This is a genomic window from Paenibacillus sp. GP183 (assembly GCF_900104695.1).
Classification (GTDB): Bacteria; Bacillota; Bacilli; order Paenibacillales; family NBRC-103111; genus Paenibacillus_AI.
The window spans coordinates 306,043-320,049 of sequence record NZ_FNSW01000002.1 but is presented as its reverse complement, the minus strand read 5'-3'; the positions used below and the strand labels follow the sequence as shown (position 1 = coordinate 320,049).

The window sequence follows — 14,007 nt, the reverse complement described above, 5'->3', positions numbered from 1 at the left end:
AAAGTGTACTTGCATTAATACCTATAATTCTTTCTATAAGTAAGCCATAATTAAAGATTTGTTAACTAGACTTTCTAGCTTCGTAAGACGTACTGTAATATTGAATACATTAATATATATTCGTTTATATTATTTAATAAGGAAAGAACTGAGGAAGGAGTGACGACGATGATATTATGGGAGCTTAAAGAAATATTAAAGAAACTGCTTGAAGAGAATGAAGAAACGATTATTGTTACAAATACCAGTGAAGTATTTGCAGAAGATGTAATCCACCATATCGACCACCTATTTAAATCATTGAAATGCGACTATAAAATCGAGAAGGTAGTGGATGGCCAATACAAAGTTACACTATTCCAATAAAGTACATAGGACGGAATCCTAACATGTTTTCGCCTATCTAACCAAGGACGTTCCGTACACCAAAAAAAAGTTGTTGGTTACATAGCCACTTTGGGATAATATATCAGTTAAACTGTAGGACCATTGCTTACACGAAAATTATATCTTGACAGGATAATTGTCAATTCTATGTTTTTCTGACAAAAATTGAAATGATTTAACATCACTAGGCGGTGATCTAATATGCAAGCTAAAGATTCACATAAAAGATTGAACCTGAAATATTCATAGCACTTCACTAACAATGCTATAAAAGCAGTAGTGACAAGGGATCTAAGCGATTTAATGGGTCACTTAAAAAGTGAAACGAAAACATGGAAAAAGAGTCCATTCTTTGGTAGTGTTGATGGTGACCAAACACAACAAAACTACAAAGGAGACTCTTCTATGTCAAGTTTACAAGAGTACGGCATGAACTTCAACCCCCGAATGAAAGTGAATTTTGAAGGCGGCGATCTGACTTCGGACGCTGGCCTACTTCTATATAAAGAATTCGACCACAAACTTGGTCTTACTCAGACCGTTAAGCAATTACTCGTTGTACACGATCCCGTTCATCATCGGGATCATTCCAATTCAGATGTTGTGCTCCAGAAGATCTATCAGCATCTGTGTGGCTACCATACCGATGATCATGCAGATGACTTGTCTCACGAACCGTTGTTGACCGCCTTGTTAGCAAAAGAACGGCTGGCTTCTCAGCCGACAATCTCTCGCTTTAATGAAAAGGCGAATATCGCGACCGCCAAATCGTTGGAGAACATCAATGAAATGCTACAGGGCCGGGCATATGCAATCGAGACACGTGATCAGTTTGTGTTAGATTTGGATTCCTCCGGCTTTGCTACCTCAGGTAAGCAACATGGAGCGAACTATAATCATCACTACGCACAAACCGGATTCCATCCGCTGTTTTGCTTTGATGGATTGACTGGTGACTGTTTACGGGCGGAACTTCGTGCCGGCAACGTGTACACTTCCCGCCAGGTTGTACGATTTATGGGGCCTATCCTGAAACGTTATCAATTTTGGGCACCGAAGGCCTTACTTGTCTTTCGCGGGGACAGCGGCTTTGCCGTTCCGGGATTGTTTGACTTTGCCGAAACGAAGGGGCATAAATACGCGATCCGTCTGAAAGCCAATGCCCGTCTGCAATCTGCTGCACAAGAGATGGCAGACCAAGTGCTTAATCCCCAAAAGCTACATGAGAGACAAGTACACTACCGTGAAATCCAATACAAGGCGAAATCTTGGAATTGTGCGCGTCGTGTAATCGTTAAGATGGAACGGCCAGCAGGAGAGTTGATTTTTCAATTCACCTTTATTGCTACGAACATGACTTTGCAAGCACGTAACGTCATTCGCTTTTACTTTCAACGAGGTCACATGGAGAATTTCATCAAGGAAGCGAAGAACGGCTTTGCTTGCCATAAGATGAGTAGCACTGCATTCGAAACCAATGCCGTTAAATTACAATTGGCGATGTTGGCATATAACTTCAACAATTGGTTTCGCAGGTTGTGTTTACCCGAGAGACTCAAGCCAAGTCGTATGGAAACGCTGCGAACCAAACTGATTAAAATTGCGGGGAAATTGATCTATTCCGGCCGCTACTGGACATGGAAATTGTGCAGTTCCTGTATTTATCGTGAGCCATTCCTTGAAACCTTGAACAATATCCAATGCTTGCCTCGGTTCGGTTGATGGCTGGATTTGACTGACAAAATCCAAAAGTAGTACTCCGGCGTAACGGGCAAGTGCGTCCATTTCCACACCACTAAGAAGGAATGTTGCTCATTTTCTCGATAACCGCTTAAAAGATCCACTCTCTGCTATCTCTTAAACACAGATAGGAATGATATCGTGAGAATTTTTATCTTTATTTCCCCAATTCAACTAAGTAGCTTAGGGCTCCATGAATATTTCAGGTATAAGTGGTAAAAAATTTGGATTTTCTTGACTAATAAAAATTATTATTAGTTGCAAATAGGATCACTGCCTGTTAAGCAACAAAAGTAAAAAATCCTGCCAACCTCATTAGCTGACGGGATTTTCTGCTTATAATTTTAGTTATGATGTTAGTTTTTTCCGAACGGTATCTCTTACATCACTTAAATTAATCAAATCTACGAGGGACATGCCCCCAGCAAAGTTAAAATATTTCATGAGCTCTCGGAATCGATCACGATTATAGAAGTCCGGACTGTTTTTCTTTATATCTGCGAGCGTTGACAAAATTGCTTTAGTAAATTCTAAGTTTCTAGAGAAGTTCCGCTCAACAAGATTTAAAGTCAGATCTGAATTATGGAGTAAATTTTCTGTGAGTTCCCAGGGGTTGTCTAACGCCTCATCATAAGTTGTATACCCAAACCACCAGAGTCTAGCTAAACCGTTACGGACAGGTGCTTTCTGCCCAGATAGAAAATATCTAGTTTCCACACGATTTAGTGGATTCTTCTTTTTAGTCTCTTCCCCATCTGGTAGTTCCTCTTCATCCGTAGCTTCAATGGGCCAGCGAGAGTGCATATATTTCCAAAAAGTTGAATGTGTCAAGTAAGACCAAAGACGTTCATTTGAAGCCTCTGCAGGTGACAAATGTTTCAATGCGGCATAGAGGGTTTTGACATTCTCCAGGTCGAAATGTATTGCTCGTTTTCCTTCCACTCGCAGCGAATGCTTTAAAAACACTATCTCGGGTGCCACAATGTTAGATGGTATCGCCCATGACTCATCTATCCAAGGTTCATCTGACTGATATTTCTGCTGTTGGAAATATACTGGAACATTCTTCCTTATTCGAAGCAATCCGAATATCACCATCCAATTGAATGGCACGAAAGTTGAACTGTGGATCGATAAAGAAACTGCTATTGTAAATGGTTCTAATAAAATGTTAGATGTCCCACCGACAATCATTAATCAGCGAACCATGCTGCCCCTCCGCTTTGTTGCTGAAAATCTCGGTAGCAAGCTAGACTGGGACGGCGCAACTCAAACGATAACCTTGTCCTACGGTGGAACTGTTAATCGTAGCAACGATACACCAACGAAATGGTATGAAAAAGAGTATACTCATCAAATTTCCAGCACGTTTGGAACATATATCGACGGTGGAATAGGATTCAGCATTAGCTATCCGTTAGCTTGGGGAAAACCTAAAGTCACTGAGAGTGAAAAGTATGGTTTTAGAACTTATACTACATTTTACGAGAGCAAGAATGTAAAAATCATTTCCTATGGGAACAAGGTGAATGGCACATACCAAGACTACTTAAAAGAATATCAGAAACTGTTGACGCGGAATAACTACACCCCAACCGCAACAGAGATTTCCGTAAAGAATGCTGAAAAAGCATATCTTATTGATTTGGAACCAGGGATGACAAACACAATCAGTTATATCGCTTTTAAGAATGGGGAAGCTTGCCATATAGAGGTAACAATCTCTGAAGTTGGGTTGAGCGACGAGCTCGACAAGGTACTGGACCTTCTTCAAAAGATGATGCAGACATTTGAGCTTAATGCGGCGGTAGGGTGATTGAAAAAAAATATTTTGGCTAAGAAGTATGAAGCGCTAAGTCTTCATACTTCTTTTTTTTATTAGTTCCCTAATTTTTTTTGAAAAATATGATTTTTTTACTACTATCCCAGAATTTTTACATCAAAATTAAAATACGAGGTAATCGATTTTAACTAAAGTCAATTAAACAAGATCAACATTAATGTAAAATAATGAAAGGTTGGTGTCCGTATGTTTCATGATTACGGTGATATTTTAAATGTAGAGGAATTGATGGATATCTTACAAATAGGCCGTAATTCTGCCTATATTCTTTTAAATTCCGGGCAAATAAAATCATTTAAAGTGGGACGAAAACATCGTATTCCACGAGGGAATGTAATAGATTACATTATTCAAAAATGTAAGCAATGATTATTAGTGCAACGCTATACATTGTAGCAAGATAACAAACATTTACAAATAGATACACAAACGTTATCTGCATTTTCGGCATTAACGGAAGCGGCGGTTGTTCTCCATTAATAAAAAGTTGCTGTTAAGGTGATACGGTTTGCTTAACATCAATAACAGCAACTAAGTGTTAAATCTTAAAAAGTCCTAAATTTTTACTTGTAGACAACTCGTCTACAAGATTCAAAGAAAATGAGTCATTTAAAATCTCTCGGCTACAATTCGTCTACAATTTAATCCTAGGAAAAGCAAAAACCCGCTCTATGAGCGGGTTTTTAGTATGGAGGCGAGGGGAGTCGAACCCCTGTCTGAAAACATCATAATACTACAAATTGTTATTAAGATATGTCCCTTGTATCCCATTTAAAAGTCTCCCTTCATTTATTATGTTTTTTTCTCGATCTTCGTTAAAAACCATTGCTTCTCTTTCTGTGGTCCCTCATCGTTAACCATCTCTGATAACCCAATGACAAAAGTTATTTTCTTATTATTCTTCAGTTCGATCTCCACCGTGCAGCTCATGTTATATGAAATAACTTTCGGGGGGCTGATCTTGGCCCGCCCCATTTCTCCCGCATTAAACAAATGAACGTAATTATCAATATAATCGTTTTGATCTTTAGGTTTATCTTTTGCCATCAAATTGAGTAAGTGATTTCCATCCACATACGTTGCGGCTTCATCCAGCTTTCCTTCATTGATTAAATTGAGAAAAGCCATTACTACGTCTCGCACCTTTTCAGGAGACCCAGAATCGCCTATAACGGGTCCTCCTTGTTTATCTAAGACATCCATAGGACGCGAGGCTGTAACAGGCTCAGATGCTTTATGGAACATGTTGGGAAGAACGAATATACAAACCATGATGATCAGCCATCCACCTATAATGGTAGGCCATATACGCAATTAACTCGCCTCCCTGTGAACATAACCAATAGGATTAGCTGGCCTACCATTATAATGCACCTCAAAATGTAAATGTCTTGCCGTTACATCACCTGTAGCGCCCATGATACCTAGTACAGTACCCGCTTTAACTTTTTGACCAATACTGACTTTCAAACTGCCAGCCTTCATATGACCATACAATGTTTCAAGACCACTTCCATGATCAATGATTACTTTAAAACCATATCCATCTTCCGTGTATCCAGCAGCTACAACAAGTCCATCCATAGCTGCTATGTTCGGGTATTCCCGATAATCGAAATTGGATGGAGCAATATCTATCCCTTTATGTAGCTTTAACACATGATTTGTAGGATTTACCCTCATGCCAAAGCCAGAAGTGAGATTCTGTGCGGTCGTTGGCCAAAGCATCTGTCCAGCTTGAACGGGGATTGATTCAACATAATCTCCATTAATCGAACCAACTAAAGGAGTTTCGGAAAGAGCATTACCAAAGTCTCCGTTATAACCGGCAAGGAAACTATGGCTTGGATCGTTTTCCTTAATTCCTTCCGAAATGATCATGACATCATCTGATGAAAAATTATATTTATGTAGAAGGGCATCAAACTTCGTAAAATCCGGTGTACCACATCCGACAATCATGCTTCCCGGACCAGGAACATACGCGACGTCCTCATAAGGTTTCCCTGTGACAGCATCAATCCCACCGTCTAAATCGTATTGAAGTAGATTGTATTGATGCATGATATTTTTAAGTGCCGTTGCATAGCCTGGATCTGTAGCATATGAAGCTTTTTGCAATTCATTGGCAAATTCATACGGATTCTTTTTGGAAAGAGCCGTTTTATAGCGGCCATTTTCTAATAGAAATTTTGAATGATCGGCAAATCCTTCTCTCGCATTTCCATATACGCGGAAGCGGGCAATAATTAGCGTCCAACCTCCTTGATATTCACTGGTACCCATATTCACAGTTGGACCTGTCCAGCCGTCTCCCGCCTGTGCCTTAATCCCAAAGAAGTTAAAATACTTTGAGGTTAACTCACTATTACCCCAACCCCCTTCTTGCACGGCTTGAGCAAGTATAACACTGGCTGGGATGCCACTTTTCCTGCTTTCTTCGATAGCACCAGGAGAGTAACTTATAAAAAAAGGATTTGTACTGTTTCCAATGCCAGTTAAAGGAGCGGCCGCTGGAGAACCACCCCCGCTTGTGTCACCAGAACCACCGAAATTGCATGCCTCGGGATCTCTTTCCCAAACAGTTGTTGTAATTACCGAGGACGAATCACCCGATGAACTGTTAGTCACAGTGGTAACTTGATGGTAAAGTATATCTTCGAGGCGATTCCATGCATGAGCCTTGACTAGCAAACTAAAGTTTGTGTGCGAAACGCTCGTACTGGAAGTGGTATATGCCGATGTACTCGTTGTACCATCTTCATTAATTGTTTCTGTCTCATGAGTCGTTGTTGTGACAGTCGTGGTTGTATTAATGAAATTTTTATAAGTCAGATCAGGTTTTAATGCGCTGGCTACGGCCTCAGGATCTATATCCGTAACATTTACCATTCCCTCTTTGGTTAATCTCATATTGTCAATCGCTTGAACTACAATCATTGGTGGTCGATATTCTGGCAGATCAGTGGTCCTCTCGATAGCCCTTGTGTAGGCTGCCGAAAGCTCCGAGGCGGTTTTAGAACTATCTGCTCCTAGCCAGCCAAAAGTAAAAGACACATATATTAACGCACCTCCAACAATAAAGACCACTACAAGACCAAGGAGAGTAGGAAGTCCAAAAGAAGCGATAAGTGCTGCTGCTGCTTTTGCAAGCAACTTTAATAATAATTTAAACAGCTGCTTGACTAGTTTTTTTACTAGCTTTTTAATGGCTGCTTTTAAAGTTGATTTAAGTTTATCTTTTACCTTTTTCCCCGCTGCACCGAGGGCATTTCCTGAAGCTAAGTCATCGAGCATACTCATACGATATCGCGCCACTGCCCGGGCGCTATTCCCCCTCACTTTGAAAGGGCTCATTCATCCTTAGACGCAATGAGCCTTTAGATAAAATTATGGGAGTGATCGCTTAATAGCAGATGGATTTGAAGCCTGTAATGGATGCTTCAACGTAGGAATATTGACCTGCTTTCTGCGTATGTCCACATAACTTGATGGACGGCCCTTTTCCAAGAAATCGCTCGGACTAACCGTTTTTCCTTCATATACCATTTGTTGTCCCTCGGAATTAAAAGTAACTGCAGGAGCCTCATCCATAAACCCTTGTTTGGTAGCAGATGGCTGCATAATAGGCTTGATCGAGAATGGTTGCCCATTCTCTTTGCTTGCCACATATGGCTTTGCAACAACTTGGCCTTTTGCAAGAGCCGCATTTCCTTTTCCAATATTCGAAATGCGTTCATAATGGCCGTCTTCCCCTTCTCTTGCTAGAAAACTTCCATCTCGCGATTCAACCGTGAATAAATTCTGATCATGATTAAAAGATTTAGGGCTGAGTGGTGTGCCGGCATAGCGAGATTTGGCAAACCCTTCACCTATTTGATAACCGCCTTTTCCTCCAACCACTTCTCCGATTGCACCATATACTTTTTGCATGTTCGATCTTTTAACGGCCGGGTCAGACGGACCAACACCACCAAACATTCCTTTTACAGCTGAACCAACAGCTTCGACACCTTTGACCGCAGCCTTTGTAACGGGATCAGTATTTTGCAGTGGCTCATGATTATTAACTACATCCATCCGATCTGCATAATGTTGTTTTGTGCTATTAGCCCAAGCTTTAGAACCATTAATAGCTCCTTCGGTACCGGCTGCGGCAATGGCTCCCGCTCGATAACCGACGCCATCACCAACTGAAGCCCCTGCTTCCGCGAAGATATGTTGAGCAAGCGGCCCTAAACCAGTACCCATCGATGCACCGGCAATACGCCCGCCCGCTTTTCCAAGCGCTCCGGCAATGCCTCCAGCTAAACGCATACGGTTTCCAAAATCGCCGCCGCCTGTTGCTATTGCCCCTCTACTTCCGCCGGGTCCTCCAAAGCCACCTATCCCCGCTACGGAAGCAACCCGGGAAGCTACATGTTGTCCTCCGCCTCCATACGAAGAAGCTCCCTCACTTTCCGCTCCTTCACTTTTTTTAGTTAAGTGTTCACGTACAGTAGAAAAGCCATTTTTCAGGTCACCCACAGCTCTCCCCATATGCATGAAAGCTCCTAGCCCAGCTGCTGTTCCAGCCATGGCTAATTTTGAACCTGTTTGGCTTGTTGAACCAAAGATAAACCGGACAGATTCAGAAAGTGGAATGAATAAAGCCATGGCGACTGTAACATGAAACCATCCTATATCCTTGTCGAATATATTAAAGAAGAGCCAAAATAAACCCGCATGAACAGCTTGCGCAACAATTTGCGACCATAATTCTTTGAAAGCCGCCATTGTGATCCCTTGAAGCATCGGGTAAAACATGACGGCAATCCAAAGAGGGGCTAAAACGATCATGAGCGAGATAAAGAGAAATCGTTGAAGGTAAAACACTTCCCACCATATGGCTAATCCTCTAGTTGCAAAGGAAACAATTACTTTCCCTAATCCATTCTGATTTGCACTAAAATCTCTCATCACAACCCGCTGCCCATCCGGTACCTTTGATTGCATATTTCCATTGAGATCCGGACCGTAACTAGATAAATCTACCGGATTCTTAATGTCCTGGTAGACCATACTCACGATCATGTTGTTCGCCTTAAAGAAACTTCCGGAAACTGTGAAAAAATTTCCGATTAATACCATTGCCAATAAGCATTTGATAAAAGTTTCAGTTGTCTCAACTTTAAGAGTTGATGAAAGAGGGCTTGTTGAAAGAAGTACTCCGCTTTTAATAATGGCTGCGGTAATGATAAAAGTGATTGCTACAGAAAATAAAGCAAAACCGCGCCGAATCACATGATTATAGCTATCCTGAGTGTACATACCCCAAACTTTATTGTCGCAACCTACCTCATCCTTAAAACAGCTGTGATAAAAAACATGGTCTGCCGGGTCATGAATACCACCGAAAACCGAAAGAATTTGATCAAGGATCCAAAGTATGGGCTTAACATACCAAGGATCAGTATCGGAAACTGGTGCTGCCATAGCAGTTATTGGAAGAAAGATGCTTGTCGTAATGAACAATATCATGAGTACCGCAAATACTTTCCCTCTCGGTTTCATCATTCTTCAGCACCTATCTGATCAAGGACTTCATCAATTTCGACTTCAGGCAGCAATCCATGAGTTTGCAAATAGTCAGGGTCTGTATCAATGAACTTACGCATTTCATCGGAAACGGTAACTTTGACATACGCCGAGCTTCCGCCGACACGGAGAATGCCTTCCCCTTTACTATCGTCCTTTTCAGACTCTGGTGGTCTACGGCAAATAATATCAAGTTCACCTTCCGAGAAATTAAAGATAGATTTTAGCCTTTGCTTCTCATCTGTGGCTATTTGTCCAATCCGTAAGAATAGGGCCGTCGTTGCGTTTTTAACAACAGCAATCCCATTGGGATCATCAAGAAATGGAGTCAAATCTTGTGTAATAATATCGATGCCGCCATTATACTTTCTGGATCGGCGCCCCATATCTTCTACGAATTCCATGCCACCGGGAATACGTTTGAGGCGCCAAGCTTCTTCCGCTTTAACCCGTTTTCTATATTTCCGAAGAGACGGCCGCTTAATGAAATATTCCCAGCCTAGTGTATAAATTACGTAGTTGATTAAATCGTAAATATCACTACCCTCGATGGGTTTGATATTAAAATTAATCCAGCAAACCTCATCGAGCATGTTGTCAATTGGTTTTCCATCGTCAAAATTCGTTTGCCCATCCAAGAGTTTACCATCCGGATAATCGCGTAGAAAACTGCGAAGTACCTTGAGTAAACGCGCTGCAAACGGATCTGTTATTTCCTCATATTGATAAGTTTCAAGATTTCCGCCCCTAGTACAATTCATCATGATACGTCTATATATGTCCGTTAAGGTCATTTCCGGCTTCCGCTGCTTCTTATACTCAATACCGCCTGCCTCATTGCGGAAAGGAACCTTTTCATTTTCGTAGAGAGAGTCCGGATTGTCGTTGATACCAAATTCCGTATAAACATCCATGATCGCTTTCTTAATAACTGCTTTTTCTTCCGACGATAAACCACCGGCAAGCTTATCATAAAATTTAAGCAGTTGCCCGCTCTTTGAACCTAGTGGAACAACTACCTTATTAACCCGACGTCCGTTAGCCTGAGTGACTTCAATCTCTTCCTCTGTTACTGCACATACATTGATACAAACATTACTGCCTTCCCGAATTTCTACTTCTCTGCCTCCCATGAGGCGACAAACAGGGCCATTCTCTCCGTCGGGATCTATCGAAAAAATGCGGTATCCAAGAAGTACTTGCGAAGAGGTTATATACTTATTGCTAAATGATTTACCGCTGCCGCTTGCTCCTACAATCACAGAAGTATAAGAATCTAAATACTTCGCAAAAACATTAAGAAACTCCATCGTGTACGTATGTTTATTGATCCCAATTGGAACACCACCTGAATAAGGAATCTTGGATGAATAAAAAGGAGAAGCGGCAACAAGCGATGTACGTTCAAAAAAACGGCGATCACCACGTTCGTTAAGCCGATTATTACCAATGGGTAGCGTAGATAACCATCCATCTCGCTGACGGTCATAAAGAACGCGTAAATTATGGTCGTTTCCAATCAAATCATCTTGTATGATCATCCCTATATTATCGAGCGTCTTCTCATCCGGAGCGTAGACAGTCGCCACACATGTGCCTAAGAATCCATCATTATAACCATCTGATATTTCGTCTAATAACCGCTTGGCTTGCTCCATTGATTTCTGTGCATCTGCTGCTTCCAGATCATTTCCACTCTTTAACATGTTAACAAGTCGTGCGCCTTCGTCGGTAGCGGCGGACTTGTAAACACGAACGGCTTGGCTCTTAGTCAACTTGGTCATATAAAAAGTAACATTAACGGCGCCTGCACGATAAAGTGTTTCAAGTGCTCCTGTAGTTAATGTTGTTGCTCCAAATTCCAAAATAAAAGAACGAAAAGGATAATCACTAACCGCCCCTTCACTCTGGTAACCAATATCGCGAATATTCGCGGGGATGTCATGGCCATTCAAACCAATCATATCAAAGAAAGTTGAACGCTTAATCTCATGTGAATCAGTTGTATAATCAACTTCCGTAAGGCTCAGCTCAATATTCTTTTTTCCCCTGATTTTATCCAGCAATTTTAGATTCATTCTCCTTGGCCTCCTCCTCTTCTTCCAGATATCGATAAGCTTCACGAGAATTTTCATTAGAGTAGTCAGTCATAACAACGGATGAAAGTGGATTCACCGCTTCAAAAATACGTCGGAATTTCTCAATGCTCCCGGTCTTTTTATGTGTGGCAAAATATAAACTTTCGAATACCGCCTGCTGTTGGCAGACTTCCGCTATACCACCCATACGACCATAATTACTGATGATATTTCCCGATAATCGTCCGAACTCATTTCTGACTTTGACGAGAATTGAGTCTTCATCCATATCACCTAGCATTTTTTCCGTATACTCCAACATCACAATGAAATATCTTGCGTAGTCATATTCCTCAACTCCCTTTTGCCAGCTCTCCATAAACGGAAAAAACATGGTTTGCGCGTACCGCTGAGCAACGGCGTCCAAATTTGGAAAAGCGTCATAATAAAGTTTCATTTGGTCAAAAAGTTCAATCGGGCGTGAGTGAAGGTGAGTCGCAATTTTTACTTCTCTACCCGGCCCAAGTGATAGACTGGCAAGTAAATGCTCATAAGCTCTGTCCGTTTCAGCCTGTTCATCATAGGATCTTAGGTCATAATTGATTGGCTCACACTTAACAGAACCAATAAATTTCCGAACGTCCTTGTTATCAGATTTGAGTTCAACGATATTACCGTACATTTCCTTAATGCCGAGTAAATTTTTGAAATCTCCGAGAATCTCCTTCCCCTTTGCTGCCGCCTCCCGTTTGTTAACTTTCAGTTTCTTGGATTCCCCCCCCATACCAGGGATGATTGGCTTATTATTCATACCCCGATACATAATAAAAACGATAAGGCCAATCCCAACGTACATAAACAAATCCCACATTAACGTCTCCTCCAAACCCCACTCTGGGTCTTCTTATGCCTGAACATATACCATAGATGGCGATCCATATAATGTCCTGTTTGCGGGTGTCTGAATAAAGCAAAAATCACAAATGGAATCACCACAGGCAGACATACAACAAAAAACACAAAATTAATAATCAAACTAAGAGAATCCGTATATACCCACTGGCACAATTGGAGAAGCAAAAGCGCACCTGCGCCAAAATAAACAGTCTGCCGCCAAGAAAAACTCCAATCGTATATTTTCACCGGACGCCGCTCTTTTTCCGTATCAAAAGGCATACGTGCACGCATGCACTTCACTTCCTTTATAGGATGATAAAAGCCCCTACGTCTGTAGGGGCAAGACTAGGGGAATTCTTTTTATTGTGTAGTCGTAGTAGGAGCAGCTGTTGCGGCATTAATAAAGTAGTCAGCCAGCATTGGAGCTTTTGCTATGACAACAATTCCTATAACTGCAGAAATCATAGCTCCAGTTCCGATCGCACGTTTTTGTGCGTTACCTAATGAGAATCCAAAAACGATAGCTCCGCAGACAATACTGATTACACACAGCACAGCTCCAACAATGCGTATGTTTGTGATCCATTTTTTTAGCTCATTCGTAATATCAGTTATTGCGCCGTTACCGGTTGTTCCGAGTTTAGCACCATTGGTAAAGTCATCTGCTAGTGCGGCATGAGGTGAAACCAAAGTTATAAAGGACAAAAAAGAAAACATTAAAGTAAAAACCATTAAGTAAGGTAAAGCATTTTTCCAAAATTTCTTCTTTTTAGACATTCCCGAAAACCTCCTGATTAATAGTTAGCTAAGTTGTCCTACCGCAAACCGAACAGGTTCACCCCCCTTGAAAATGAAAAAGACGCAAAAACTTAACCCTGGGTAGGGTACTGTTTTTGCGTCTTCCGCTCTTTTTATTATAATTGAGCACATATCGCCCAATATTTTACTATTGCTTACACTTATTTTATCGAAAATTGTTGGTTCTGGCAATAAAAATACTTCTTTACATTTTCCTTACTTTTCCTTACACTTTTTGGTAAGGAAAAGTAAGGAGATGGTTAACATGTATTCCGCTTCATTAACAAGCAAGGGACAAATAACAATTCCAAAAAAGTTGAGGGATCATTTAGGATTGAATGTAGGATCGGTGGTAGATTTTACTAGCAATGCAGAGGGTGAAATCATTATGTCAAAAGCAACCCCCTCCGTTATGGATCTCGGCTATAGGGTATTCTACAGAGATAAGGCAGATAACTATTTTGAATGTTTTGCAGACAAAACAAGAAAATCCATTGATCGGGAATGGCTTGATGAAAAAATAAAAACTAGCCGAAAAGACTGTTTCAAAGCCTTGGTTATAGGCGATGATCAGGTGAGTCAACTCAAGAATGCGCTCGACCATCCTATCTACAATCGTTTTATTACAGAAGAATCGGTAAAGTTTTACCGTACCTACGGATTGATTACAGACTAGAATTAGAATTT

The 14,007-nt window shown here is 41.1% G+C and carries 13 protein-coding genes; 5 read left to right on the top strand and 8 right to left on the bottom strand.

Annotated elements, in window-relative coordinates; translation table 11 throughout:
* Positions 1-159 precede the first annotated feature (159 nt).
* Positions 160-366 (top strand): hypothetical protein, encoded by a 207-nt coding sequence (locus tag BLV33_RS28215; protein WP_139305862.1) that lies wholly within the window; start codon positions 160-162, stop codon positions 364-366.
* Positions 367-792: 426 nt separating this feature from the next.
* Positions 793-2,109, top strand: coding sequence for an IS1380 family transposase (locus BLV33_RS28210; protein WP_171909094.1), 1,317 nt, complete (start codon positions 793-795; stop codon positions 2,107-2,109).
* A 366-nt stretch (positions 2,110-2,475) separates the two neighbouring features.
* Here the strand turns inward: BLV33_RS28210 and BLV33_RS28205 are convergent, their stop codons facing one another.
* Positions 2,476-3,210 carry a DUF6339 family protein gene (locus tag BLV33_RS28205; RefSeq protein ID WP_090799695.1) on the bottom strand — a complete coding sequence of 245 codons (735 nt, stop codon included), beginning with the start codon at positions 3,208-3,210 and terminating at the stop codon, positions 2,476-2,478.
* Here BLV33_RS28205 and BLV33_RS28200 point away from each other — a divergent pair.
* Positions 3,200-3,943, top strand: coding sequence for a copper amine oxidase N-terminal domain-containing protein (locus BLV33_RS28200; RefSeq protein WP_090799694.1), 744 nt, complete (start codon positions 3,200-3,202; stop codon positions 3,941-3,943). The two genes, BLV33_RS28205 and BLV33_RS28200, sit on opposite strands and share 11 nt — an antisense overlap.
* Positions 3,944-4,156: 213 nt before the next feature.
* A complete protein-coding gene (locus tag BLV33_RS28195; RefSeq protein WP_090799692.1) occupies positions 4,157-4,339 on the top strand; it encodes a helix-turn-helix domain-containing protein in 183 nt (60 codons plus the stop codon).
* Between the two features lie 423 nt (positions 4,340-4,762).
* On the opposite strand, the gene BLV33_RS28190 is transcribed toward BLV33_RS28195, so the two are convergent.
* The 7 genes from BLV33_RS28190 to BLV33_RS28160 form a co-directional block, all read right to left on the bottom strand.
* Entirely contained in the window at positions 4,763-5,284 is a 522-nt protein-coding gene (locus BLV33_RS28190; protein WP_090799691.1) for a hypothetical protein, read from the bottom strand.
* On the bottom strand, positions 5,285-7,273 hold the full coding sequence (locus tag BLV33_RS28185; RefSeq protein WP_171909416.1) for a glucosaminidase domain-containing protein: 1,989 nt from the start codon (positions 7,271-7,273) through the stop codon (positions 5,285-5,287).
* Between the two features lie 87 nt (positions 7,274-7,360).
* The gene (locus tag BLV33_RS28180) at positions 7,361-9,526 is read right to left on the bottom strand and encodes a hypothetical protein (RefSeq protein ID WP_090799688.1); all 2,166 of its coding nucleotides are present in this window, start codon (positions 9,524-9,526) and stop codon (positions 7,361-7,363) included.
* Positions 9,523-11,625: a VirB4 family type IV secretion system protein gene (locus BLV33_RS28175; RefSeq protein WP_090799260.1), complete on the bottom strand. Its 2,103-nt coding sequence runs from the start codon at positions 11,623-11,625 to the stop codon at positions 9,523-9,525. The genes BLV33_RS28180 and BLV33_RS28175 overlap by 4 nt, the downstream gene beginning before the upstream one ends.
* Positions 11,603-12,496: a hypothetical protein gene (locus BLV33_RS28170; RefSeq protein WP_090799686.1), complete on the bottom strand. Its 894-nt coding sequence runs from the start codon at positions 12,494-12,496 to the stop codon at positions 11,603-11,605. Before BLV33_RS28170 ends, BLV33_RS28175 begins: the two co-directional genes overlap by 23 nt.
* A complete protein-coding gene (locus BLV33_RS28165) occupies positions 12,496-12,813 on the bottom strand; it encodes a PrgI family mobile element protein (RefSeq protein ID WP_090799257.1) in 318 nt (105 codons plus the stop codon). Before BLV33_RS28165 ends, BLV33_RS28170 begins: the two co-directional genes overlap by 1 nt.
* A gap of 69 nt (positions 12,814-12,882) precedes the next feature.
* Entirely contained in the window at positions 12,883-13,299 is a 417-nt protein-coding gene (locus BLV33_RS28160) for a pilin (RefSeq protein ID WP_090799685.1), read from the bottom strand.
* A gap of 286 nt (positions 13,300-13,585) precedes the next feature.
* Here BLV33_RS28160 and BLV33_RS28155 point away from each other — a divergent pair, with 286 nt between their 5' ends.
* Positions 13,586-13,996: an AbrB/MazE/SpoVT family DNA-binding domain-containing protein gene (locus BLV33_RS28155; protein ID WP_090799683.1), complete on the top strand. Its 411-nt coding sequence runs from the start codon at positions 13,586-13,588 to the stop codon at positions 13,994-13,996.
* Positions 13,997-14,007 lie beyond the last annotated feature (11 nt).